The following is a 21789-nucleotide window of genomic DNA, read 5'->3' as shown; positions in this document are numbered from 1 at the left end:
CCCGAACGTCAAAGCCTTTTGCCTATCCGCTGGCTCTCTTTTGGGCTGTGGTGATGATGAATAAGCCAGTCGTTTAAATCTTTATAGCCTTTGTAAAACTCGCTTCTGTCTATATATTTATCTTGCTTGCCGGTATTCCATTCCAAAGCCTTCCGTGTGTTGTTAATGCCTGCTGTATCTCTGTCTAAAACCAAGTGAACTTGATTGTATTCTTCCATTATCGGGCGGCTCTTTTCAAAGAAAGAAAGAGAATTAAGTACAAGACAATCTGACAGGGGAGCTTCCTTACTGCGGTTAATAGCTTGAAAAGACAGGAAGCTAAAAAAGCCTTCGAAAACTGCAAGACCTTCTGAGTGTTTGCCTATTTGCAAAGTGGTATCTTTAGGGGAACTGCTACCTTTAAAATTTTCGCTTCGCAGTTCATATCCTCCGGCGTTGTTTAGGAAGCCGATAACGGTATGCTTCTTCCCGTACAAAAGAAAATCCACCTCTTTGCAAAAACGGTTGGCAATTTCCACCGGGATACATCTTTTTTGCAGGTAGTCCAGCAGGGATTTTTCTTTAAGCGGGTGGGCATCTAGGATAACAATTTTGCTGTCGGGGGTATCTTTTTTTTCACCAGCAAGAAAAGCGGGGACAGAATGCTGGCTGCCCAAAGTGGTAGGCGGATGAAAAGAAAAAGCCGGGGCGGGTTGGTTTTGCGATAAACGTTGTAATAAGTCGGCAACACTACAATTAAAATAAAGCGTTCCAAAGTCTACCAAATTACCGCCCTTTCCGGTTCCATGATCATACCAGACGTTTAACGCCCTATTTACTTTGAAGGATGGTGTTTTTTCATCCCGCAACGGGGAGAGATACCAATAGTCTTGATTTCTTACTTTTTGGGGTTGGTGACCCAATGAGGCCAAATAGTCAACAAGATCAATTTGTTTAGCCTCTGCACACATTAAATTTTTCATACACACGTTTTTCAGGTTCACATTAATTATGTACAATAGAAACGGCTTACAAGCAATTGGCTATTAAATAGCTATGCTCGCAAGCCGTCTTAAATCCATTAAAAATAAGTTCGAAATTTGTACAGGGAGGGCGACTTAAAAAAAAGCTTTGCATTTATGCAGGGCTTTTTTTTGGAGAAAAATGTTTGTTATACCTCATTATGTATATACTCCAGAACCAAGGTTATTATGACTGGAAACGGCGGATGTATCACCGTGATTACAAAGTATAAGGCGGGTGTATTATGCTCCGGCTAATTGGTCATGAATGATTGGTTGATTGACTTTCTGCAGTTTGAGGTATGGTTGTAGGATTATGCCAAGTCTTTTTTACCGTGATTAGGACAATGCTCTAATATTTCATAAAGATTGGAATCATATAGCTCATAATATTTTATATATTGTGTGTAAGTGAAAATCTTTAATAAAGAATAATGGATAAAGAGCTAATTTTTTTGCATCATTCAATATATCCTAATGCATCTGATATTTTCGATGTCGATATTAAACCATTAGAGGAAATAATTGATGATTGCATTTTTGTTGTTGATACGAATGTTTTACTGTTGCCATACACGACGACATCATCAGGCTTCGAAGAAATAAAAAAAGCTTTTTCAAAGCTGATAAAAAAAGATCAACTAATCATTCCGGCTCAAGTAGCTCGAGAATTTGCAAAAAATCGCCCTGAAAAAATAAAGAATCTTTATCAGCAGTTAAACATAACTAAAAGCAAGATTCAAAAGCCTGCTACAGGACAATATCCATTATTGGAATCATTGGATGACTATAAAGAAGCCGTTTTATTCGAGAAGGAAATACAAAAAATTCAAGCAAAATATGCTAAGAAAATTGATCAGATTTTAGATCAGATCAAACAGTGGCGCTGGAATGATCCTGTGAGTTCTGTTTATAAAGAATTGTTTAAACCTCAGGTAATCAAAGAACTCGGTTTAAAACAAGATGAAATTATTAAAGAATTGGAGAGAAGGAATAAGTATAATATTCCACCTGGCTTTAATGATAAGTCTAAAGATGATTTTGGGGTTGGAGATTTAATTATCTGGTTAACAATCCTTGAAGTTGCTAAAGAGACAAAAAAAGATGTAGTGTTTATTTCTGGAGATGAAAAAAATGATTGGTTATACAGAAGTGAAAATCAATCTTTGTATCCAAGATTTGAACTAATTACAGAATTTAAGAACTCTACAGGCCAAAAAACATTTCATGTTATAAAGTTATCACAGCTGCTGAATATTCTAGGTGCGAAGGAAGAGGTCGTTAAAGAGGTTGAGATTAAAGAAATAAATGTCCAAAGTCATGGTTATGACTTTCAATCTTTTGGTAAGTTGGCAGAAAACTTAGTTTATAACTGGTTGCAAGAGAGTGAGCCGGCGAAAGAAATTTTAATTATTGAAAGAGGGCTTACAGATTTTATTATAAAGGATTCTGAGAAAACAGAAGGAATTGATGTAATGGTGATTAGAGACGTAAGAAGCCTTACGATTCGTCTTCAGGAAAGATATTTGAGGGCTTATCATGAAATTCATGAAGGAGGTCTAAATTGCTTTAGAATAATAATCATAGTTCAAAATAAGGAATCTGTAGGTGATGTTTTGAAGTATTTAAATCGACATGCTGAAAGATACAGAAATGAATTTATACAAATGCTTGTAGGATTTATCACAGAAAGTAGTGAATTAGAAATATTTGAATAATAACTTAGGTCTACCAGATTTACTTTTCCGTAAGCGAAGAAAAGTTATCGAGACAGGAGAAATCTATTTGAACATACATAATTTATAACACTTTATTGGTTAGTACTAAGTGCCTTTTTCTTTTGTTCTTTAGTTGCTGTCCAAAACGCATTTAAAGCTGTATTATCCTCCATCATCTGTTTGAGCCTTTCCATCGGAGACTTGGAAAGCCAGATTTTAAGTTGCAGTTGTTTTATATGAGTGGGTGTGTCAGTCATATTTCAAGAAGGTTGAAAGTGTTTAATTTTAAGTTGTCAATCCATGTTTTAATATAGCCCCAATCCAAATTATCGAGCGAAGCCAGATTCTTGATATCCTCCATTTGTATCGGTGATTGATAAGTCTGAATCCATATAAGTTTAGAAATAAGCAGATCTTCAACCGAAACGACATAGACAACTTGGCCGTAAAAATCTATTTGCACTTTTCTGCTGAACTCCATTTGTCTGAACGGATCAGACTTCAAAACAACAAAGTCCGCTTTAAAACCAGAGGCATGATCAATAATGTTAAACATGCTTCTGCGATTTATTGCATCTTGTATAGCATCTTTATCACAGTAATACCCAGCTTCAAAATTTGCAATAAAGCGATCGATATCTTTAGATTCAAGATGTATGATAAAATCAAAATCCCTTGTTGCTCTTGGTACAATATATAAACTCATCGCCACACTACCTGAAAGCATATATGGGATATTGAGTTCATGGAGTATCGCTATTATTTTTTCGAAAAAAGAAATCATATATAGTTACAAGTTAGGTATACTCTGTGTGAGAAGCAAATTTTTGAAATAAGGTATTGATTTTTATAGACTTATGGTTAGTGAGGGGGGCCAAATAGCTGTATTTCGATTAGATTCGCAATAAAAAAGTTCGAAATGTGTCCAGTTGTCCCGACAGTGCATAAATGGGAACAAATGGACAGATCTAGTCACATTTGTTCCCATTTTGTTTTAAAGACATTTGAGATCTGCGGCGTTGACATTGCAGCTGCATCCGAGGTACGGGCATTTATCGTAGGACAGGCCAACATTTCCATTCTTATAGTTACATAGCCGGTATAGCCTTCCCGCACTCATCGCACATCACAAACACTTTCAGTGGAAGCTCACCTCGTTCGACAGCATGGAAGACGCCAAACTTACCTCCTGCTTCTCTTCTGATCTCATTATGCACCCGATGGTTACACTCCCAAAGGAAACCTAAATGCTGTACAAGGACATTTTTCTAGTCCCAATTCCAATTATACCTGCAACGGTTATTGAGTTAAAATGGGTAATCACTGATACCTTTCAGCCAGGGGAATTTCGATTGTAAATGAAAATGTAAGCTTCGTAAATAAAAGATTGGACAAACAACAAAAAGCCCACTCGGAAAGAGCGGGCTTTTTGTTTGCGATATACCATTACTGTTAAACCGTATAGGATAAAACCGATGGTAATTAGGACGACAGTAAAACAGATCATTACTTACAGGGGCCATTTACATTCATCTCCTGTCCATTATCCAGGCTCTGTTGCACTGCTTTCTTTACCATACTAAGCACATAAGCCCGTCTTTCCCTGGTGGATGCAGTAGCCAGATTTCCCTGTATAATAACGGATGCAATAGTACTGACGCCTCCTGTATCATTTGCATTTATCTGCCATTGCCGGCCATTGCCTGCCAGTACTGCCCGCACTTCCAGCATGACTGTTCCAACCGTCATTCTGAAAGGTGGCGCCATCCAGATGTTGGCATATGTCAACTGGGAAATACCATTGTTGGCATCCTGTACATTGTCAGGATCAGGCGAATAATAATAATTGATAGGACCTTGGTTGTTAATGTTAATGTTGCAATCCGGATCATTCTCCAGTTCCCCGGTTGACTGCATTAAACTTTCTTCGTTTGTCATTTTATAGCATTTTGAGGGTGAAAAAATAAATTTTACTGCCAGGAAGCCTGCCCTGCGGGTTGATGCAATGAAGCAGCACGGGTAAAAAAAGTTGAAAACCAACACATGGCTGTTTCTCAATAAACTGAATATGGTATTATGGAAACCAGCAAACAGTACATTTCGCAATAGCTTCCCTTTTCACATGGTTTATGAAAAGTACAAGAAAAATTTGTTAATAATTAAAATTTATTATTGGGCTGGTCAAAGGTTAAGGGATAACAGAAATGTATCTTCAACAGATCATCAACAACCTATACTGCCCGGATTTTTCCTTTGGCGCACGGTGAACACAAGGCGGAACCTGGATTTCAGGATGATCAACCGCCAACCTCCATAGGTGACCGAGGCCTAAGCTTATTGGGCGTGCATCGGGTTTGGTCTGATAGTGCAGGTCAAAGAAATGCTCACTTAAGAATGATTCAAAACCTTTATCAGTTCCATGATATAGTTTTTTGAGTTCGGCACGTATTTCCGGAATAAGCACTTTCTTTATAGCTTGTGAATTTGGTAATATTTCGCTCGACTCGCCATAGTAAGTGCATAAAAAAGTATCGGTTGGTATGGGAGAACGATCTACATGAAAGGAATAAACATCGGTTGGAAAAAACGGGTAGGTGTCATCCCGGTCATAGTAGTTGATCACATTCAGGATTGGCGATGCGCCATGAGCTTTCAACGCCTTCAGGTCATCCAAAAGAATTTCACGGGCCAGTTGCCCTTGTTCACTCAACTGAAGTTCATGAAGTTCCTCTTCTTCAATTGTCGTTATATTTCCGCTCAGCGCTACCTTTTTAACAATCTCAGAAAAATCACCTGTTAGTTTACGGGGCCAGCAAATGGCATTTATTTCTCCATTAAATGCTGTAGAAATAAGGTCCTGGAAATTTGCGACACAACGAATCTGATTCTCAGCATGAGATAAATCTATCATAACAGTTAATATAAATAAAAATCACCAGAAACTTACTCCTCTTCCATTGTTACCATCTCTCCTGTTGAATCTCCCAGATCACGACCCCATTTAGCTATTGCATTCAGCACAGGAACCAGGGATTTTCCAAAATCTGTCAGTGAATATTCCACCCGTACCGGTGGTTTGGATCCAAAGACTTCCCGTTTTATCAGGCCGTCTTCTTCCAACGCTTTTAGCTGGATACTGAGCATTTTTTCCGTAATGTCCGGAATTTTCCGCTTTAGTTCTGAGAAACGGTGTGCGCTGTTCTTCAAATACCAGAGGACTACACTTTTCCATTTTCCACCGATATATTTTTGCGTGATGTCCATCGCGCAATGATATAAATCCCCGTTTAGCCGGTAGGCAAAATGTTTTCCATTTATTACCATAGCGTTAAATTTGAACTGTCAACATTGACAGCTATTGCCCGACTAAAATACTATAATTAAGTTTGTAACTGTAAAAAATATAGTACATTTAATTTTTTTATTGATATGCAAACCAGAATCCACACATTTACCTCTGCTGAACCTATGCTGAAAGTAAACGCATTTATAGCAGAAACCGCGAAAGAACTTGTTATTATAGACACTACCCTTACTATGAGCGACAGTAAAGCGCTGCGCCGCATGGCAGACGACCTGGGAAAACCGGTAGCAGGTGTACTGCTTACCCATGGGCATCCGGATCACATTGCAGGTACCTACAATATTACGCCAACAGGGAACATTCCCATTTTTGCACTCCCATCTGTTAAAAAACTAATGGAAGATACAGAAGCCGCAAAGCATGAGCAATGGGGACCTATGTTTGGTGATGAGTGGGTGCCGAAATGGGTTTATCCGAATGAAATGGTGAATGACGGAGATACCGTGAAAATTGCAGGACTGGATTTTCACGTAATGGATATTGGTTCCGGAGGAGATTGTGATGCCAACAGTATCTGGTTACTGGAAGATGAGAATAAAGTCGCTTTCATTGGTGATCTGCTCTACAAGAATAACCATACCTATATGAATGATGGCAGCATCCTGCGTTGGATAGCTAATCTCGAGAACCTTAGCCCTGTACTGAAGTCATTTAATAACTATTACGTGGGCCACGGAGGCGTTTGCGATTTTGCCGATATGGCAAAGCAGAAAGATTACATGAATATCTATTGCGCGGAGGTGTTAAAAGCAACAAAGGGCAGCGGAATTTTTACAGAAGAAACACGGAAAGCTTTTGAACAAAAGATGATTTCCCTCTTCCCGGATTATGGCTGCCAGTTTATGGTATCACTTTCTGCAGACCGCGTTGGCCGGGAATTGATAAGCTTATCACACAAAAATTAATAACCACGATGAAGAAAATTGGAGTTTTTGGAACAGGTACCGTAGGTAAAACTATTGCCTCAAAACTGATAGCCCTGGGATATGAAGTAAAAATGGGCGCCAGGTCTGCGGATAATGAAAAAGCGGCGGCCTGGGTGAAAAGTAGTGGCGACAAGGCTTCTCAGGGTACATTTACAGATGCAGCTGCTTTTGGCGATATTGTTTTCAACTGTACTAAAGGAGATATCTCACAGGATGTGATAAAACTGGCGGCAGGGAACCTGGAGGGTAAAATACTGATAGACATCAGCAATCCGCTCGACTTCTCAAATGGAATGCCTCCCACGCTGATCCCCGCTTTATGCAATTCAAATTCACTGGGTGAAGCGTTGCAGGAGTTATTGCCCGGCACACATGTAGTTAAAACATTGAATATTGTTACCAGCGATGTGATGGTTGACGCTGCAAGATGCGGCGGAGAAGCCACTATGTTAATGGCTGGAAATAATGCTGCGGCAAAAAAAGAGGTAGAAGCAATTCTCCGGCAATTTGGATGGTCAGATATCATAGACCTGGGAAATATCCGGCATGCCCGCAGCACAGAAATGATGCTGCCCGTGTGGTTGAGTGTTTATTTATTGAATAATAATGCCTTCTTCGGATTTAAGATAGTAAGGCCATAATAAAAGAAGCGGCCGTGTCATAAATGACACGGCCGCTTCTTGTTGCCCCGATTATTTACAAACTAAATTTGTTTGGTATCCGAACATATGTATTTTCTAATACAGTTGTTACCTGCTTTTATATCAATTATATGTATATTGGATGCTTCCGTTTTTTGTTTGGGTATTTCTCAATATACTGAAATTAATCTTCCACAAAAAAGGTATTTTCCCCTTGGGTTTAATTAGCTGATGTCCTATCTTTGAAACTAATAATGGGGACCCCTTACTATATCATTATCTCAAAATAACCAAAACCCTAACACCCGCGTTAGTCTCTTGCTCAATTTAAATAACCATTTAAAACCAAACAAAATGCAAAGTGTAGAAAAACTTGCCCCGGAAAAGAAAGCGCCTTCTGCTGCTTCAGGATTTCAATTCCGTACTCCTGCAAACATTCAGGATTTTGCTGCTGATCCGGCAAAACAAAAAATGATGAACAGTTTATGGAGTAACAACCTGGATGGATTTATCCAACAGGGAATGCTGAACAATGCATGGAATTCCACCAACACCCCTCCTACAACAAATTACTTCAATCCCATCGACAACAATCCACCAAGCGAAGCTGCCGGCATTCAATGGCTGGCGTTTCCGGGGAGGCTGGAGTATAACTTCCCCAATGCAACGCAGGATCAGTTGTACCAGATGGCTGATACCGGATCAATGCCCGGACAGATATCGAACAACCCCTGTGGTACGGGCGAAAATGTTGCCTATTTCCCCTATGGTCCCAGAGGTTGGCAGGATGAATATTGTGAATGGGCAGTTACCCGGAATGCTGCAGGAAAAATTACACGCATTGATTTTACCTGTGAAAATCCTGAATACTGGAACACTTTGTGGGAAGTGGATCCTAACAAGGTACTGGCACTGTATCAATCTATCCTCAATAAGCCTCAGATTACTTTGCAGGATCTCTCCGTACCAGGTATAGTGAATCCCATCACTAATCAGCCAGTGTACAACCCATTGAACAAATGGAACACCGGACCGGTATCCAGTGCCACTACGGGAGGCGCTATACATCTGACCAGTACTCCCAACACCATACAAACTGAAATAGGTTTAGCCACTACTTCCACTATTCAGCGCTTCAACCCTCCTCCTCCTCCGGCTACTACCAATACAATGTGGCCATCGGCGCAATACAATAATTTAATTTGCGTGGGCCAGTTTGGTCAGCGGTTCCGGAACAGTGATCCTAACATAGGAGGTACTGTAAATAATTTCGTTACCTCAGGGTTTGTACTGACCCTTGCAGATCCGCCAGGACTCTATATTCAGATGCCGGATTTTTCCAGCTACCAGACACCTGATGGTACTGATGCGGCTTCTTTCTGGACCATTAAACGGGGCAGCGAAACACTGACTGATCAGAATGGCAAAACCTTACCCGGTAATTTTATCCTGCATGCCGTATATGAAGTGCCCGCCGATAAGAATTACACGGTAAGCGATATTACTATTTCAGGCGAACCTATCAAATGGGGATCCCAGGTGGCATTCACCTTCAAAATGCAGATTGTAGCCAGTGCCTATCAGGGTACTGCTCCAGGCGGGTATGAGCCGGTAGGTGATACAAGCCCGGAAAATACATTTGCGCAACCGCTTCAACTCTTTTACCAGGACTATTTTGATACCTTATATAGCATCAATGTACCGAACCCTGTTAACCACCCGATACCATTATTAAGTAACAGCACGTATGTGCCTTCTGATATTAACGTTGGCACTACATCTGCCAGCATGGTAGTGGTGGTGGGCACCTGCACCGCGAAGGAAAACCAACCGGCTACCTATCCGGCTGTAACCTTCGATGATCCCAATATTAAGGCAACCGTAACTGCTGTAAAAGAGAACATCAGCTACGCTATACCGGGTAACAGTCAACCCAGCGCTAACACCGCGTTGTATATCACGGTGTCCGTTGGCGCCAATGCCAAAACCGGACAACAGGGCGTATATGTCACTAATGTTGGCCAGCAACGCCAGGCAGCCATGCCGGCGCTGTTTATGGTATCGCCGGTAACAGTACGGGCCGATATTGCATGGCAAAATACCGGTGTGGTGATTACCCCAGCCAATACGACTTCCATAAATTATGTAGCGGGTTTGTGGACTGCTAACCCGCAGGATAACGGAGGGCAGCTTTACAATGCTGCGGGTAATCCAAACTTTATTCCTGCTAAGCAAGGTTATACGATGCTTGGGCAAAATGAAGGCGCACTTATTGGCAAAGTTGGCAATACAACTTTCCTGGTTGGCATGGGTACTACTGTTCCTTATAACCTCAGCGGCGAGATACAATTATGCATCAATGATGACCTGACCGGAATGTATGGCGCCGGATTAACGGATAATATAGGAGCCATCATCGTCAGCATTGATGTGCGCTGAGTAAAGCAAAATATCAACCTGTCGGATCGATAAAAGAGAGAGGCACATATAGGTAAATATGTGCCTCTCAAACTATATGTACTACCTCATTTAAATCCTGCAAAAATGAACAGACCCGTTACCATCCTCCTTATTTCCTGCACGGCATTATTTTTCACCCAGTTCATCATAACAGCTTTCAAGCCGGAAAACAGGGACAGCCAGTTGCTACGGTCAACAAACACCTGCAATTGTTACGCTAATTCTTCTCTTTATAATATTGTTATCCGATTCAACAACCAGGTGCCTGGAGACCTTGCGGCATTTAATAATCAATCCCAGGCGGATTGCTTTGCCTGGCAGGAATTCATTGCCTTGAACTGGTCCGTTAACCCTTCGGCATATTTTGGTGCTCCCCGGGATTTTTCACCTGTAGGCTGGGAAAAATATATGCCGATAGATGTGCTGTTTCCGCCGGGCGGAGCAAAGCCGTCTTCCTGGGGAACGCTTGTTTCGCCGCAGTTTGCCGCCAGGTTTAAAACACAAAAGTTATTGATGAACCCCACTACAACGAAACTTTTAACTTTCAGCACCAAGTTTGCTGTTGATAGTACATTTGGCCTGCTTCCTGATCAGGCAGCACCGTTCGGCAAACCCAACTGGCTGGGTGCGCAAAATAATACCAATGTATGGTACGAGATCAAGCTGAACAAGGATTATTATGATTTTGTCATCAAGAACGGTTATTATAATGCCGTAACACAGCATGACTCGGCTAAAAATGGCATTCCGCTTAACTTCCCGCAAGGGGTATACAACGGCACCGTAGGTGCTATAGAAGTAAAAGCCGCCTGGATGGAAGTGGACAATATCAATTCACCTAAATGGGAGCGATATAAGCTCTCCAGGGCAACTGTATTTGATTCCGCCACGGGGAAATTGAGAGAAACCGATGTAGCTTTGGTGGGTTTGCACATCCTGCACAAAACACAGAATCAACCGACCTGGGTATGGGCTACTTTTGAACAGGTAGATAATGTGCCGGATGTCAATAGTAAAACAACGCCGCCATACGGATATAACTTTTTTAATGCGAATTGTACTTCCCGCCAGGTAAACCTGAATAGCGGAGGTACCGCCACAGTAGGTTGCACGCCTAATACTTCGCCGCCCTATTACCTGTCGCAGGCGGGCCCTGTACCAGTACAGGTTACCAGGTTAAATAATATTGATCCGGCAGATGCTGTGCCCATCAATGATAGTATGCAAAACAACATCAGGAAATTTTATCCTAAATCTGTTTTTCAATATTATCAACTGGTAGATGTTATCTGGTCGCAGATCCTGCAGCCGGACAAGACTACGCCTATTCAGGCGCCGTTTCCGCTAAATACATCTTCTATGCTGAGCGGGGCCCGTATTGTTGCCAATACAACCCTTGAAAGCTATGTGCAAACTACCAACACCTGTTTCAGCTGTCATAAGTATAGCACCATTGCACCTTTTCCGGCCGACTCAGTGAACAATAATATCTTCGGTGATTTTAGTTTCGCGATATCTGCGGCCCAATATCCTGCATTGATGACCAGGAAAAAAAAATGATTTTTTGCAGGAGTTTTTTACGCAAATAGAAGCCTTGCAACAGCCCTTTGCTGTAAGGCTTCTATTTGAGAGGGCTTCTTTACACACAATAGCATTACTGGAAATCCGGGTAGGGCTTTCCCTTTCCTGTTTCGCACAACAGGCGCAGACTTCTTAAAAACAGCGCCCAATCATAGCTGCACGAAGCATATCCGGGTGTGTATTCTTTCCAGCCATCATGATGAAAGAACAGTACGGTGCCTTTATCTTTTGGGTCCAGTTCGAAAGTGATCGTGGTATCGATCCATTCCTCATAAGCTTTGATACAAACCCATTCTACCTTTTTTTGTGGTTCCAGGTTAGTGATCTTCATTTCTTTAAAGTAATCCGGACCAAAGGTAAACCGCGCAATACCGCCTGTTTCCGGTTTCGCGGTTGTTTCAGGCGTCCACCATCCTGCCAGGCCTTCCTGCAGGGTTAATGCAGCGTAAATTTTTTCAGGTGAGGCTTTGATTAAAAGCCGGTGACAAATACTTTTCATAACAAATTGTTTTATTGAGATGATGATTTAATCAGTATTCAAACGGCTATAGCGGCTCCTTTCGCGAGCATGGCTGTTTCTGCGGTACGTTTTTTTATAGATATAAAACTAAGTACCAGGGTTAGCAGTAATAGCAGGATACTCATCCAAACAACATGTTGTATCCCCAAACGGGTGATCATGATACCACCCAGGAAAGAGCCCAGCGCAAAACCTGCATTCCCGAAAGATACCATCAGGCTGGTGGCCAGCTCAGGCGCATCCGGTGCTTCTGCAGTAATACGCGTTTGACAGATCAGGAAACCGCCTGTGTGAATAAGTCCCCAGAGTGTAATTATAATGGCGATGGGCGTAAAGTGCCCACCAAAAAAATAAGCCAGCATGTGTACACCAATAAGGGCAACAATAAACAGGCGCGTGGTAAGCATTACATTTTTACTCAGGAGAACGCCGGCCAGCCAGTTTCCTGCAACACTGGCACCTCCGAACAAAAGCAACATCAGGCTGATCTCTTTACCATTCATTAAAGACACTTTCGACAGAAACGCTGCGAGGTAACCATAGGTAGAGAACATACCGGAAATCATGATAATGGTGGCTAAAAGATTTACCCATAGCTGAGGGTTTGCCAAAGCGCTAATCTGATGCTGTGGCGCGCTTTTCCCGGTAACAGGCATGGAAGGAATGTATGTCACTAATGCGGAGAGGCCTATGAGGTTAATAACGCCGGCCGCAATAAAAGCAGCCTGCCAGTTTACCAGGTCAGCGATATAGGTGGTAAGTGGTACACCCAATACAGTGCCTATGCTGATCGCTCCCATTATGATAGCCACTGCCTTCGGCACATCTTTTGGCGCAACCTGTCGCGACGCCGCTGCAATAGCTACCGACCAGAACACGGGATGCATCAGGGCCGGTACAATACGGGCTATCATCAGCACCGTAAAATTGGGTGCAAGCGCCGAAGCAATATTAGATAGTACGAAAAGTGATAATGCGCCCGCCATCAGCCATTTCCGGTTTATCCGGGATGTCAGCAGCACCGTAAAAGGACCGGTGACCGCGATAGTGAGTGCAAAGCCGCTCAGTAACCAACCCGCTGTATCAATGGAGATCTGAAATTCTTTTGCAATGACGGGTAAAATACCGATCACGCTGAACTCAGTGGTAATAATACCAAAACCACCAAGCGCTAAAATGAAAATTGACCTTTTCATAAGATGAGTGTTTATGCCTGAATAATTCAGTACAAAACTATTTTCCAAAAAGGACTTTGGTGGTCGGCAATATGGACTTTATGATGGGTTGATTTGGACACTACAAATGGTTAACTTTGGAAGAAAACGATGAAACATCTTACGATAATAGTCCCTGATGGGCAAAGCACCTTAAGCAGTGTGGCCTGTATAGTTGGCGCACATGAGATGTTTGCAACAGCCAATGCGTACTGGAAGGAGAACGGCAGGGATGAGCTGTTTAAAATCGAGTTGGCTGGTATTTCGGAAGAAAGCGAATTCCAGGATGGCATGTTGTCGTTAAAGCATCTTTCTCCTGTTTCAACGGTCAGGAAAACAGATCTCATCCTCGTACCTGCACTGGTCCACGATTTTCAGGGTGCCAGGCCCGGGAACAAATTACTGGCAGAATGGATAGCGAAACAATACAGGAATGGTGCTGAAGTAGCCAGTATGTGCACCGGTGCATATATGCTGGCATCATCCGGGTTACTGGACGGGAGAAAATGCTCTACACACTGGCATACCATGAATAATTTCAGAACAGTATTTCCCAACGTGATCCTGGAAGAAGAGAACCTGATTACAGATGAAAAAGGCATTTATACCAATGGCGGCGGTTATTCTTTCCTTAACCTGGCTATCTATCTCGTGGAGAAATACTACGACAGACAAACAGCTATTTATTGTTCCAAAATTCTGCAGGTGGAAATAGACCGCCAAAGACAGTCGGCCTTCATCATCTTTACCGGACAGAAATTGCATGACGATGAAATGGTAAAAGAAGCGCAGTTATATATTGAAAGCAAACCGGATGAAAAGATCTCCGTGGAGGACCTGTCTTCAAAGTTTGCAGTAGGCCGGCGAAATTTTGACCGCAGATTTATCAAAGCTACCGGCAATACGCCAGTGGAGTACGCACAACGGGTCAAGATCGAATGGGCCAAAAAAGCATTTGAAAATACCCGTAAAACAATCAATGAAGTGATGTATGAAGTAGGCTATTCGGATGTAAAGGCATTCCGGGAGCTTTTTCGCAAAATCACCGGTATGTCGCCTTTGGAATACAGGAATAAATATAACAAAGAGGCAAGTTGACAAAAAAAACCGCAAAGATTAGAAAGCTTATGAACAAAATTGCTTCATTGACTTCACCGGGTTTGACGTAACCCTCGTTTGATCATAAGCCAGGTATAAGGTATTCTCTACCGGCACTATACCCCTCCAGATTATCTTCAGGTCATCGTTTAACAGGTAATCTGCTGCTATTGTTAAAGCAGCGCTGCCCCTGAGTGATTTTAAAATAATATTCATATCGGGTATTACACTGTATGGTTTAATAACCGGGCGTTTGTAAAAGTTTTTTTGCCAAAACCTGCGTATAATGGCAAGATCGGTGGTATACGCTATCCATGGCTGTGATAACAGCCATGCTTCTGCATTCTCCAGGTTTCCTTTCCTGATATATTTATCAAATTTAGTGGTGTCGATGGCTTTATTACCGGCGATGATAAACGTTTCCTGGCGCACAGGTTCAAAAACCAGGTTTTTGTATTCAGACAACCTGGTAGCTACCACAAAATCCAATGTACCTTTTTGCAGCCTGCTGAGAAGCTCTTTGGTGCGTCCAAAAGATAAAATAAGGTTTGCATCGATAGTGGATATTTTTTCAGATAATACAGCCTGAAAATACTCCTGCACAGCACCGAGCCGGATGACAGGCGACTGCTTTTTTAAACATGCAGCATTGAAACCCGCTTCTACTTTCTCTAGCTTTTCCAATGGCTCCACTACCTGCGTATAAAACAACTTACCATAATCGGTAGGCATTATTCTTGGCTTTCGCTCAAATAATGTCTTCCCAATATTTGCTTCCAAAGAAGAGAGATGCTGACTTACATTGGGCTGCGATATAAACAACGCCTTTGAAGCGGCAGTTAGTGAGCCGGTTTCATAAACAGCCTTAAAGGTTCTGTACCATTCGAGGTTTACCATACTTTAAAGGTATAAATATTTTTATGACTGACTATAAATTGTATTATTTAATTTATATATCCGGACGGGGTAATTTTGTTGCTAAATGATAATAAAATGGAAATTTTACCACAGGTACAGGAGGCACTGACTTACATTAAGTCTGTTAAAGTTAGCATAGGGGACAAACTACAGGCCTCAAGAGTTTCCTATGAAAGGTTGATACCACTTGCAGGACAACAGGATGCCGTATTTGCAGTGGAAGACAGGAGCATTATATTCCCGGACAGAAAAATCAACATCAGGATTTACCGGCCCAGCAACCATAAAGCATTACCGGCACTAGTTTATTTTCACGGAGGCGGATTTTTCAAAGGGAGTATTGAATCGCATGATCGTCCCTTGCGACAGCTGGCCAATTTATCAGGGGTAGTCATTATTTCCGTTGATTACAGGCTTGCCCCGGAGTATCCATTTCCTCATGGATTGAATGACTGTATCGATACTACAGCGTGGATCATGAATCATGCAACGGAGCTGGGAATAAACAGCCACCGTATGGCAGTAGCCGGAGATAGCGCGGGAGGCACATTAGCTACTGCTGTAGCAGGAAAACTGGATAAAATTTTATGCCAGGTACTCATATACCCGGCTACTGACTCTTCTCTCGCAACTCCTTCCTGGTCTGAGTTTGCAGATGGGCCTGTTTTAACTTTAAAGAGTGCTGTTGAGTTATGGGAGTATTATACGGAAGATAAAATCAAGGCAGCACCGATATTCAATGATGATTTGTCCGGGATGCCGGATGCATTCATTATAACAGCCGAATATGACCCGCTGCGGGATGAAGCGGGGGCCTACGCCAAAAAGCTTCGCGACGCGAATGTGGAGGTAACTGAAAAGGTATACCCCAAAATGATACACGGATTCTTTCAGATGGGAGGTGTAATAGATCAGGGCAGAGAGGCTATTGCAAATGTAGCCGGGTATATCAGGTATAAACTGGCAGCGTAAGGATGAATATCAAATACTATCAAAAAAAGAGTTCCACGCCTGTAAATGCCGGCATTTACGGGTGTTTCCTTTTTAAGGCTTTGTAGTGTTTTTACAGGTGTTTGTAAGTTTTACTCTGCAGTTGTAGGATCTATGATGGTAGCCACTTCGTTTACTGAGTTGGCTGGAAATCCTCCCTGTTTTGCGTGCTCGCGAACCATTTCTTCGTTAGGTGCGATGTAAATACAATAAATTTTGTCGCCCGTTACATAACTATGTACCCATTGAATTTGTGGCCCCATATTGCTTAAGACGCCACAGGAAGTTTGTGAAATTGCTTTCAATTGTTCTCCTGATAATTTACCTGCACCAGGAATGTCGCGTTCGATAACATACTTAGGCATAATCGTAGTTTTTAATTTGACAGTTAAATCTTGCTCGTTGTCGGGGTTTTTTACAGGTGTTGACGTTTTGAGGATAGCCACGGGGTAGTAAGAAATATGTATCCTAAATATAAGCAATTATTTAAAAAGAATGAAATTACCTGCAACTATTGATGCCCACCGGGGAGGACGGGGAAATTATTGCCTGTTGATGGTTTGTTTTTATGGAAAATCTATTTTCATGCATCAGCTTTTGTATATTATCCTTGTCAACCAACTTTATGTTGTATGCAGAAAATCTCTTTCCCCCAAAAACTCATTACCTGCGTACTGGCAGGACTGGTCATTGCTGCGCTTACGTTACGAATGGGCTTTACCTTTATGAGAACCTGGATGCCCGCAAGGACTATAACTATGGTCCCCGCTCTTATATTGGCTGCCACTATTATCTATGCGGTGATATGGTCTTTGAGAAGAACAGGCAGCCCGGATACCCTGGCCTTCTGGCAAGGTCTTTTACGCTATGGCGTAGCATTTGACCTGGCCACATTCGGGTGGGAGAAAATCTTTCATTTCCAGTTTGTCGTACCACTAAGTAAACTTGATCTGCCATTCAGCAGTTTTTCATCTTCGGACCTGTTCTGGACTTTTTTTAGTCGCTCTTACCCTTTGGGCTGTATCATAGCCGGATGCCAGATAGTGGGCGCCCTGCTGCTGCTATTCCACAGAACAAGGCTGGCAGGTGTTTTTATACTGCTGCCGGTACTCGCCAATATTTTGCTGATGGATATTTTTTATCAAATTGGTGGTACGGTAGTCATCCATGCTTCCATCATGATGGCTGGTGTCCTGTATTTCCTGTTCATCGAATTTAACCGCCTGAAGGAGTTCTTCTTTATGGCAAAAGATCAGTTGCCGGCTCTTCATCTTTCTAAATATTTAAAAATAGCCATCCGGCTTTCTGTTATCTATGTGCCCCTGCTGTTAATTGCCACGCATGCCAAGCCCAACAGGGATCCGCAGCTTATGGGCAAGTATGAAGTGAAACAGCTGTTGGTAAATCAACAAGTCATCAGTAATGCCAGTTGTGCAGACAGTACGCTTACCCTGGTATATTTTGATATTAAGAACGGATGTGTATTTGAATTTAACACGATGCAACGAAGATGGTATGGAGTTTATAAAAAGAAGGGCAATCAGTTGGAAATGAAATGGTACAATCCAACGGGGAAGCCTGTCTTTACCGGCTTGATGTCTCCGGTTAGCGCTGCAGGGCGATTAACGCTGACCGGGGCGTTGGGGAATGATTCAGTGCAAATAATACTACAGCGGATGAATGGATCATAAACCACAAATAGTATGATGAATGCATGTACCTCATTGTCCGGACCCACCGGTTCATCTTCTCCGCATTGCTGCCCATACATGCCGTTGATGGGTGACAACACTTGCAGCAGGGACCGGGGCAATTGAGGTAGCTGGCTTTTAACGGCTCAGCTCCGCTGCAGTGGCGCCGGTGGCATAGAACAACGCAGTGCTGTGTTAATAATCAAACAACTGTTGCTTATCTACCGGTAACACCCAGGACCCTTCCGCTATTTCTTCTTCGAGTTCCTGCTGATTCCAGCCACAGTATCCAATAAAAATCCGTATGTCCTTTCCTGTAATAGTGCCGTTATTAATATGCTTCATGGCCGCTTTAAAGTCTCCGCCCAGGTAGATATTATCGGTGACTGGCTCGCCGCCTGTTATCAGATCGGGCCGTCGATGTATAAAGTACAGATGTTCCTGGTCTACAGGTCCGCCTTCATATAACGGAAATGGAATGCTGCGTTGGAATTCTGCCAGTTCATTGATCCTCCGTGGAAACAGTTTGTTCACAACAAATCCCAGCGCACCGTTTTCATTATTTTCAGCAATGAAAAGCAGGGCGTCTTCAAAATAAGTATCGTTCAACAGCTGTGTGCTGGCCAGGAAATAGCCGATATTCATGGCGTTAAATTACTATAATAGCGCGACAGATCAAGTAACTTTGTCCGACGTTTCAACTTATCCAGTATTATTAACGGCTATGTCAACAATAAAAACTTTCACATTTTTGTTTTGATCATCGTGGGGATATGCATTCGTATTCTGCAGTTCCTGCCAAAATGGATTTGGATACCAGGCTGGCAGCGGCGTGGGGTCGGTGGCCGACATAAACGATTATTTTTTAAGTAACCATATCTTTTTTTGAAACCTTTAAACCAAACATTCTTATGAAAGCCATGTCTCTTAGTGCGATTGCACTTTGCCTGCTCTTCTTTGCATGTAAGAAGAGTGACAACCCTGTTGAAAATCCCACCACACCCGATCCGAAAGGGAAAGTTGCCGTTACTTTTAGCGCAACAGGATTTACACAGGAAACCGTTGATATGCCTGGAAACAGGGCAGCGCTGGCTGCTACTGATTCCATGGGCGCCTATGTCCGGTATTTCTGGTACCTGGCGTATGATAACCGCGGTAAGGAAGTAAGCAGGAAATTCCAGAAGTCTTCCATTGGAAGCACTTTTGGAACCGTCAAAGACTCCCTTCAGCCGGGAGGTCCTTACACAATCCTGATGTTTGCATCCCCCTTTAATTTGCCATTCAATGGCCATGATACGTTGGGGAATGCAGGTTATCCCGACCGGAAACCACCTATGTGGTCACTTGATTCAGCCTACCTGAGTTTTAGAGTGGTAAATTGGTATTGGGCGAAAGAAGCATATTATAACAAATTCACGATCAATATTAACAACGATACCATTGTGGCTGCAAGGGCGCTTGACAGGATTGTAGGCAAGGTAGAAGTGAATATTTTAGATGCTGCGGCTAACCAGTCTATTTATGTGAGACTGGATAAAGAGTGCGGATATTATTTTTTTAAAACGGGTTTAACAGATGCTCCCTACACTGACGTGAGTATCCCCGAACAGGACTTTATCATTAAACCTTTTGTAAGGGTGAGCGCAACAAAGTTTGAGCGTTTTATCCTGAACCGAACAACGTCAATGATGGCCATCATTACCGCATACGATGGTAATGGTAAGGTAATGGCTGAGCGGAAAGTAGGCTTCACAAATGAATGGAATAAGAAAGTGATCATTACCGGTAAGCTTTTCGGACCTGAGATAGATCCTCACTTCGGATTCAAGGTATCACTGAATACTGACTGGAGCGCAGATAGCACCCAAATAGGTTTTTAAGCCTGCGTTTTGAATATTGTTGATTGATCAGATCATGAAACGGGATATGGTTTAGCAATAAACCGTACCCCGTTTTTTGCTTGTAATGGTTGATAGCGGCGTCATCCGGGGAGTTTACATGATTTTAATCCGGGAAATTAAAAACAGCTTAAAGAGGGATTCCTCACTATCATATTAGTGAACTTAAAATCTCCTTAAAATCATTAAAATGAAATATTGATATCAATTTCGTGTTGTGGAATTCGCTACTTTAGACTACCTGAATAGGCCTATCCAGAGACAATAAGGATGGAACCCACCCAATTTTAGTTGTTGTTACCCATCCTCCGCAATTCAATTTTTAACCACAAATTTTCTAAACATGAAAACTTTACAGAATGAGCAAATGGCCGACATCCAGGGAGGTACAAATTGGGCTGCTTTCGCATGCGGATTCGGCATTGTTGCTATGATCGCACAACCTGAAACAGCACTGGCAATTGGAGAAGGCACTGCTGCAGCATGCGCTGCCGCAATGAACTAAGTTCCCTATTTACAGTAAGTGTTGATCCAATTTTTAACTTATCAAAAAATGGTTATGAAAACTTTGAATCAGAATGAACTGGCACAGGTAGAAGCAGGATTTCCCTGGGCTTCCCTCGCAGCTGGTGCTTTATGCGCAGCAGGTATTATTACTGCTGAAACAGGTGTTGGACTTGCATTGGCTGCAGCTGGCTGTGGCTCTGCACTGCTGTCGGACGACTGATGAATGTTCGCAATCATAGCAATAAGTGTGGCGGCTTATAGCCGCCGCACTTTATCAACTTTATATTTTTATTTCCATGTCGGAGAAAAGCACTTTTACGAGAAGCCTGGTGAGCATCTACTCAAAATTTATCCTGTCGGCCGGATTTATTGCCTTTGCCGTGTATAACTATGTGCAACATGCCGGCAATATCACATTTAAAGCAGTGGCCTGTATACTGGTTGGAATTGGATACCTCGTATACGGTATTTACAGCGCCAGACGAAAATAAAGCGATTATTCATGAGCGTACAGCTGGAGAGCATCAGCAAATCATATGACGGCAAACTGTTTGCCGTGGAGAACATCACCTTTTCCATTCCCGGCGATGCTGTTTATTGTTTGCTAGGCAGCAACGGATCCGGAAAAAGTACCCTGTTGAATATTATTGCCAATATCATTGAACCTACCACCGGTCAATTAACCATCAACGATCATTCCTATGCTACAGCACCCTTGCTGATTAAGCAGAAAATGGGCGTGCAGAGCCAGTTTAACCAGGTGATAGGAGAACTGAATGCGTTTGATTTTCTTTCCTGGATAGGGCTGCTATACAATATGCCTCAACCGGAACTGCTCACACAGCGGAGAAATTTGCTGGCGTATTTTTTTGAAGAGGAAGAAGACCTCCGGAAGCCGGCCAAGACCTACTCTTCCGGTATGCAGAAAAAATTGGCGATCTGTGCCGCTGTATTGCATAAACCTGACCTGTTGATACTGGACGAGCCCTTTGCTAATCTCGACCCCGTTGCCTGTCATAAATTATGCGATTTTATCAGCGCCTATCGCGCTTCGCAAAGAATCATACTGATATCTTCACACGACCTGTTATATGTCAGTAAGGTGGCTACACATATTGGTATACTGCATAAAAAAGCGCTTGTTTTTAATGATACCGCCAGCCACTTTACCGATAATGTGGAAGGATCCATTGACGCCGCGTTGTTGAAGTACCTGAATCCGCCATCCAGGGATCTGTCATTGATTGAGTCAATCGTATAAA

The 21789-nt window shown here is 42.5% G+C and carries 24 protein-coding genes; 13 read left to right on the top strand and 11 right to left on the bottom strand.

Annotation, left to right across the window (positions count from 1 at the left end; translation table 11 throughout):
• Positions 1-8: 8 nt before the first annotated feature.
• Positions 9-962: a toprim domain-containing protein gene (locus KE626_RS28880; protein ID WP_211976542.1), complete on the bottom strand. Its 954-nt coding sequence runs from the start codon at positions 960-962 to the stop codon at positions 9-11.
• Between the two features lie 473 nt (positions 963-1435).
• Here KE626_RS28880 and KE626_RS28875 point away from each other — a divergent pair, with 473 nt between their 5' ends.
• Complete coding sequence (locus KE626_RS28875) at positions 1436-2719, top strand: PIN domain-containing protein (protein ID WP_211976541.1); 1284 nt, start codon at positions 1436-1438, stop codon at positions 2717-2719.
• A 92-nt stretch (positions 2720-2811) separates the two neighbouring features.
• Here the strand turns inward: KE626_RS28875 and KE626_RS28870 are convergent, their stop codons facing one another.
• The 5 genes from KE626_RS28870 to KE626_RS28850 all read right to left on the bottom strand — a co-directional run bounded on the left by KE626_RS28870 (position 2812) and on the right by KE626_RS28850 (position 6043).
• Positions 2812-2976, bottom strand: a complete 165-nt coding sequence (locus KE626_RS28870) for a hypothetical protein (RefSeq protein ID WP_211976540.1) — start codon at positions 2974-2976, stop codon at positions 2812-2814.
• Positions 2973-3503: a DUF6036 family nucleotidyltransferase gene (locus KE626_RS28865; RefSeq protein ID WP_211976539.1), complete on the bottom strand. Its 531-nt coding sequence runs from the start codon at positions 3501-3503 to the stop codon at positions 2973-2975. Before KE626_RS28865 ends, KE626_RS28870 begins: the two co-directional genes overlap by 4 nt.
• 722 nt (positions 3504-4225) lie before the next feature.
• Entirely contained in the window at positions 4226-4657 is a 432-nt protein-coding gene (locus tag KE626_RS28860; RefSeq protein ID WP_211976538.1) for a hypothetical protein, read from the bottom strand.
• 274 nt (positions 4658-4931) lie between these two features.
• Positions 4932-5630: a hypothetical protein gene (locus KE626_RS28855; protein ID WP_211976537.1), complete on the bottom strand. Its 699-nt coding sequence runs from the start codon at positions 5628-5630 to the stop codon at positions 4932-4934.
• A 32-nt stretch (positions 5631-5662) separates the two neighbouring features.
• The gene (locus tag KE626_RS28850) at positions 5663-6043 is read right to left on the bottom strand and encodes a winged helix-turn-helix transcriptional regulator (RefSeq protein WP_211976536.1); all 381 of its coding nucleotides are present in this window, start codon (positions 6041-6043) and stop codon (positions 5663-5665) included.
• Positions 6044-6148: 105 nt separating this feature from the next.
• Here KE626_RS28850 and KE626_RS28845 point away from each other — a divergent pair, with 105 nt between their 5' ends.
• From KE626_RS28845 to KE626_RS28830, 4 genes are all read left to right on the top strand, one after another.
• Positions 6149-6988 carry an MBL fold metallo-hydrolase gene (locus tag KE626_RS28845; RefSeq protein ID WP_211976535.1) on the top strand — a complete coding sequence of 280 codons (840 nt, stop codon included), beginning with the start codon at positions 6149-6151 and terminating at the stop codon, positions 6986-6988.
• 8 nt (positions 6989-6996) lie between these two features.
• A complete protein-coding gene (locus KE626_RS28840; RefSeq protein WP_211976534.1) occupies positions 6997-7650 on the top strand; it encodes an NADPH-dependent F420 reductase in 654 nt (217 codons plus the stop codon).
• A 354-nt stretch (positions 7651-8004) separates the two neighbouring features.
• Positions 8005-10089, top strand: coding sequence for a hypothetical protein (locus KE626_RS28835; RefSeq protein ID WP_211976533.1), 2085 nt, complete (start codon positions 8005-8007; stop codon positions 10087-10089).
• Positions 10090-10194: 105 nt separating this feature from the next.
• The gene (locus tag KE626_RS28830) at positions 10195-11670 is read left to right on the top strand and encodes a hypothetical protein (RefSeq protein WP_211976532.1); all 1476 of its coding nucleotides are present in this window, start codon (positions 10195-10197) and stop codon (positions 11668-11670) included.
• A 94-nt stretch (positions 11671-11764) separates the two neighbouring features.
• Here KE626_RS28830 and KE626_RS28825 read toward each other — a convergent pair whose 3' ends face one another.
• Positions 11765-12190: an SRPBCC family protein gene (locus KE626_RS28825; RefSeq protein WP_211976531.1), complete on the bottom strand. Its 426-nt coding sequence runs from the start codon at positions 12188-12190 to the stop codon at positions 11765-11767.
• A 38-nt stretch (positions 12191-12228) separates the two neighbouring features.
• A complete protein-coding gene (locus tag KE626_RS28820; RefSeq protein WP_211976530.1) occupies positions 12229-13407 on the bottom strand; it encodes an MFS transporter in 1179 nt (392 codons plus the stop codon).
• Between the two features lie 129 nt (positions 13408-13536).
• Between KE626_RS28820 and KE626_RS28815 the strand changes: the two genes are divergently transcribed.
• Positions 13537-14523 carry a GlxA family transcriptional regulator gene (locus tag KE626_RS28815; RefSeq protein ID WP_211976529.1) on the top strand — a complete coding sequence of 329 codons (987 nt, stop codon included), beginning with the start codon at positions 13537-13539 and terminating at the stop codon, positions 14521-14523.
• A gap of 27 nt (positions 14524-14550) precedes the next feature.
• Here the strand turns inward: KE626_RS28815 and KE626_RS28810 are convergent, their stop codons facing one another.
• Positions 14551-15420 carry a LysR family transcriptional regulator gene (locus tag KE626_RS28810; RefSeq protein WP_211976528.1) on the bottom strand — a complete coding sequence of 290 codons (870 nt, stop codon included), beginning with the start codon at positions 15418-15420 and terminating at the stop codon, positions 14551-14553.
• A 96-nt stretch (positions 15421-15516) separates the two neighbouring features.
• Between KE626_RS28810 and KE626_RS28805 the strand changes: the two genes are divergently transcribed.
• Positions 15517-16413 carry an alpha/beta hydrolase gene (locus KE626_RS28805; RefSeq protein WP_211976527.1) on the top strand — a complete coding sequence of 299 codons (897 nt, stop codon included), beginning with the start codon at positions 15517-15519 and terminating at the stop codon, positions 16411-16413.
• 110 nt (positions 16414-16523) lie between these two features.
• Here KE626_RS28805 and KE626_RS28800 read toward each other — a convergent pair whose 3' ends face one another.
• On the bottom strand, positions 16524-16796 hold the full coding sequence (locus KE626_RS28800; protein ID WP_211976526.1) for a DUF4242 domain-containing protein: 273 nt from the start codon (positions 16794-16796) through the stop codon (positions 16524-16526).
• Positions 16797-17063: 267 nt separating this feature from the next.
• Here KE626_RS28800 and KE626_RS28795 point away from each other — a divergent pair, with 267 nt between their 5' ends.
• The gene (locus KE626_RS28795) at positions 17064-18122 is read left to right on the top strand and encodes a hypothetical protein (RefSeq protein ID WP_211976525.1); all 1059 of its coding nucleotides are present in this window, start codon (positions 17064-17066) and stop codon (positions 18120-18122) included.
• A gap of 195 nt (positions 18123-18317) precedes the next feature.
• On the opposite strand, the gene KE626_RS28790 is transcribed toward KE626_RS28795, so the two are convergent.
• The gene (locus tag KE626_RS28790; protein WP_211976524.1) at positions 18318-18767 is read right to left on the bottom strand and encodes a YqgE/AlgH family protein; all 450 of its coding nucleotides are present in this window, start codon (positions 18765-18767) and stop codon (positions 18318-18320) included.
• Between the two features lie 266 nt (positions 18768-19033).
• On the opposite strand from KE626_RS28790, the gene KE626_RS28785 reads away from it, so the two are divergent.
• The 5 genes from KE626_RS28785 to KE626_RS28765 all read left to right on the top strand — a co-directional run bounded on the left by KE626_RS28785 (position 19034) and on the right by KE626_RS28765 (position 21788).
• Positions 19034-20002 carry a hypothetical protein gene (locus tag KE626_RS28785; protein WP_211976523.1) on the top strand — a complete coding sequence of 323 codons (969 nt, stop codon included), beginning with the start codon at positions 19034-19036 and terminating at the stop codon, positions 20000-20002.
• A 361-nt stretch (positions 20003-20363) separates the two neighbouring features.
• On the top strand, positions 20364-20525 hold the full coding sequence (locus KE626_RS28780) for a hypothetical protein (RefSeq protein WP_211976522.1): 162 nt from the start codon (positions 20364-20366) through the stop codon (positions 20523-20525).
• A 54-nt stretch (positions 20526-20579) separates the two neighbouring features.
• Positions 20580-20747: a hypothetical protein gene (locus KE626_RS28775; protein WP_211976521.1), complete on the top strand. Its 168-nt coding sequence runs from the start codon at positions 20580-20582 to the stop codon at positions 20745-20747.
• Between the two features lie 76 nt (positions 20748-20823).
• A complete protein-coding gene (locus KE626_RS28770; protein WP_211976520.1) occupies positions 20824-21018 on the top strand; it encodes a hypothetical protein in 195 nt (64 codons plus the stop codon).
• A gap of 11 nt (positions 21019-21029) precedes the next feature.
• Positions 21030-21788 carry an ABC transporter ATP-binding protein gene (locus KE626_RS28765; protein ID WP_211976519.1) on the top strand — a complete coding sequence of 253 codons (759 nt, stop codon included), beginning with the start codon at positions 21030-21032 and terminating at the stop codon, positions 21786-21788.
• The last annotated feature ends 1 nt before the right edge of the window (position 21789 follow it).

Origin of the sequence: Chitinophaga hostae (assembly GCF_018224885.1) — a bacterium.
Lineage (GTDB): Bacteria > Bacteroidota > Bacteroidia > Chitinophagales > Chitinophagaceae > Chitinophaga > Chitinophaga hostae.
The sequence above is the reverse complement of the archived record's forward strand: the minus strand, read 5'-3'. Positions and strand labels throughout refer to the sequence as shown.

What these genes read in the sequence shown, in the direction of transcription:
- KE626_RS28830 (WP_211976532.1), top strand. Translation starts at nt 10,195, where the DNA reads ATGAACAGACCCGTTACCATCCTCCTTATTTCCTGCACGGCATTATTT.
- KE626_RS28865 (WP_211976539.1), bottom strand. Translation starts at nt 3,503, where the DNA reads ATGATTTCTTTTTTCGAAAAAATAATAGCGATACTCCATGAACTCAAT.
- KE626_RS28850 (WP_211976536.1), bottom strand. Translation starts at nt 6,043, where the DNA reads ATGGTAATAAATGGAAAACATTTTGCCTACCGGCTAAACGGGGATTTA.
- KE626_RS28800 (WP_211976526.1), bottom strand. Translation starts at nt 16,796, where the DNA reads ATGCCTAAGTATGTTATCGAACGCGACATTCCTGGTGCAGGTAAATTA.
- KE626_RS28765 (WP_211976519.1), top strand. Translation starts at nt 21,030, where the DNA reads ATGAGCGTACAGCTGGAGAGCATCAGCAAATCATATGACGGCAAACTG.
- KE626_RS28820 (WP_211976530.1), bottom strand. Translation starts at nt 13,407, where the DNA reads ATGAAAAGGTCAATTTTCATTTTAGCGCTTGGTGGTTTTGGTATTATT.
- KE626_RS28810 (WP_211976528.1), bottom strand. Translation starts at nt 15,420, where the DNA reads ATGGTAAACCTCGAATGGTACAGAACCTTTAAGGCTGTTTATGAAACC.
- KE626_RS28835 (WP_211976533.1), top strand. Translation starts at nt 8,005, where the DNA reads ATGCAAAGTGTAGAAAAACTTGCCCCGGAAAAGAAAGCGCCTTCTGCT.
- KE626_RS28825 (WP_211976531.1), bottom strand. Translation starts at nt 12,190, where the DNA reads ATGAAAAGTATTTGTCACCGGCTTTTAATCAAAGCCTCACCTGAAAAA.
- KE626_RS28880 (WP_211976542.1), bottom strand. Translation starts at nt 962, where the DNA reads ATGAAAAATTTAATGTGTGCAGAGGCTAAACAAATTGATCTTGTTGAC.
- KE626_RS28785 (WP_211976523.1), top strand. Translation starts at nt 19,034, where the DNA reads ATGAAAGCCATGTCTCTTAGTGCGATTGCACTTTGCCTGCTCTTCTTT.
- KE626_RS28775 (WP_211976521.1), top strand. Translation starts at nt 20,580, where the DNA reads ATGAAAACTTTGAATCAGAATGAACTGGCACAGGTAGAAGCAGGATTT.
- KE626_RS28795 (WP_211976525.1), top strand. Translation starts at nt 17,064, where the DNA reads ATGCAGAAAATCTCTTTCCCCCAAAAACTCATTACCTGCGTACTGGCA.
- KE626_RS28855 (WP_211976537.1), bottom strand. Translation starts at nt 5,630, where the DNA reads ATGATAGATTTATCTCATGCTGAGAATCAGATTCGTTGTGTCGCAAAT.
- KE626_RS28875 (WP_211976541.1), top strand. Translation starts at nt 1,436, where the DNA reads ATGGATAAAGAGCTAATTTTTTTGCATCATTCAATATATCCTAATGCA.
- KE626_RS28870 (WP_211976540.1), bottom strand. Translation starts at nt 2,976, where the DNA reads ATGACTGACACACCCACTCATATAAAACAACTGCAACTTAAAATCTGG.
- KE626_RS28790 (WP_211976524.1), bottom strand. Translation starts at nt 18,767, where the DNA reads ATGAATATCGGCTATTTCCTGGCCAGCACACAGCTGTTGAACGATACT.
- KE626_RS28840 (WP_211976534.1), top strand. Translation starts at nt 6,997, where the DNA reads ATGAAGAAAATTGGAGTTTTTGGAACAGGTACCGTAGGTAAAACTATT.
- KE626_RS28860 (WP_211976538.1), bottom strand. Translation starts at nt 4,657, where the DNA reads ATGACAAACGAAGAAAGTTTAATGCAGTCAACCGGGGAACTGGAGAAT.
- KE626_RS28805 (WP_211976527.1), top strand. Translation starts at nt 15,517, where the DNA reads ATGGAAATTTTACCACAGGTACAGGAGGCACTGACTTACATTAAGTCT.
- KE626_RS28845 (WP_211976535.1), top strand. Translation starts at nt 6,149, where the DNA reads ATGCAAACCAGAATCCACACATTTACCTCTGCTGAACCTATGCTGAAA.
- KE626_RS28770 (WP_211976520.1), top strand. Translation starts at nt 20,824, where the DNA reads ATGTCGGAGAAAAGCACTTTTACGAGAAGCCTGGTGAGCATCTACTCA.
- KE626_RS28815 (WP_211976529.1), top strand. Translation starts at nt 13,537, where the DNA reads ATGAAACATCTTACGATAATAGTCCCTGATGGGCAAAGCACCTTAAGC.
- KE626_RS28780 (WP_211976522.1), top strand. Translation starts at nt 20,364, where the DNA reads ATGAAAACTTTACAGAATGAGCAAATGGCCGACATCCAGGGAGGTACA.